A 1,175-nucleotide genomic window follows, 5' to 3' on the forward strand; every position below is an offset into this window, starting at 1 on the left:
TTACTCAGGTTGAATCGGCGATGTCCGGTGTCTCGACCAGGCCCGTGAGGTCCAGACCGGTGGTTGGCAGGCAGCCGGTGATCAGGTGTGGCCGGTACTGGATCTTCTGCAGCTTCCGTTTGATGACGCGGGTCAGATGCGTGAGGTCGGCCGCGGCGAAATCGGCCAGGGCCCGCTTGAGCAGGCTCCAGATCCCTTCCTGCGGATTGATCTCCGGCGCGTATGGCGGCAGGTGGAAGATGACCAGCCAGTCCTTGTGCTCCGCCTCGAAGTCGAAGAGCTCTTGCTGCAGGTGCACACTCAGGTTGTCCCAGACCCACACCACGGGGGTGCCGAGCTGCAGGTGCACCATGCGGATGAAGTCCCGGTAGTCGCTCCAGGCGAAGGTCTTCAGTTCGCCCTTGCGGCCGTGGTGGACGTGCAGCTTGAAGAACATCCGCGGCCGGTGGCCGGACTTGAAGCACACCACGCCGGCGACGTTGACCCGGCCGCCGCGCCGGCCCGCCACCCGCACGACAGGTCTGGCCCCGCGTGGCGCCCAGGTGCGCCCACGCGGCGGAATCAGCGACTGGCCGCTTTCGTCCGCGAAGCAGATGTGGGCGCCCAGGTCGTGCGCGGTACTTTTACCCGCGGCCACACCTCGGCCTTCCACACCTCGATCGCCTCCTCGTCCCGCTCCAACGCACGCCGCACCGGCACCTGGCAACTCCAGCCGTGCCGCCGCAGCAGCCGCCACACGCCCTGAACGGTGTAGCCGACATGGAACAACCGGCCGATCAGCAGCTTCACCCGCTTCAGCGTCCAGCCCTGCTCCTCGTCGTCGAAGCCGTGCGCCAGCGGCCCCCGCTTCAACTCCGCCTCCAGCCGCTGCCACTGCTGCGGAGACAGCCGTTCCACCGCCATCGGGCCCGCCGACGCCAACGCTCCGGCACCACCGTGCCGCCAGGCCGCCCGCCACCGGCGCACCGACCGGTCCGTCACCCGTAACTCCGCCGCCACCTGGGCCGTACCGGCCCCGGCTTCGAACCGTTTGGCGGCCTCCAGCCGCACGGCCTCCCGCTTCACCTGCTCGACAGGCCTCAGCCCGCCCCGTTGCGCGTACCGCATGAGGACGTCGTACCGCAGGGATCACAACCCGTCACCACAGCCCGGACATCGCCGATTCAACCTGAGTA

The 1,175-nt window shown here is 68.6% G+C and carries 1 protein-coding gene; it reads right to left on the reverse strand.

Annotated elements, in window-relative coordinates; all coding sequences use genetic code 11:
- Positions 1 to 4: 4 nt before the first annotated feature.
- Positions 5 to 1,107, reverse strand: a protein-coding gene (locus H4N64_RS47160; protein WP_472910317.1) for an IS630 family transposase whose coding sequence is annotated in 2 segments (ribosomal slippage) — positions 5 to 603 and positions 603 to 1,107 — 1,104 coding nt in all. Because the reading frame shifts where the segments join, the coding sequence is not laid out codon by codon here.
- Positions 1,108 to 1,175 lie beyond the last annotated feature (68 nt).

Source organism: Streptomyces cupreus (assembly GCF_014257025.1).
In the GTDB taxonomy this organism is placed as follows: domain Bacteria; phylum Actinomycetota; class Actinomycetes; order Streptomycetales; family Streptomycetaceae; genus Streptomyces; species Streptomyces cupreus.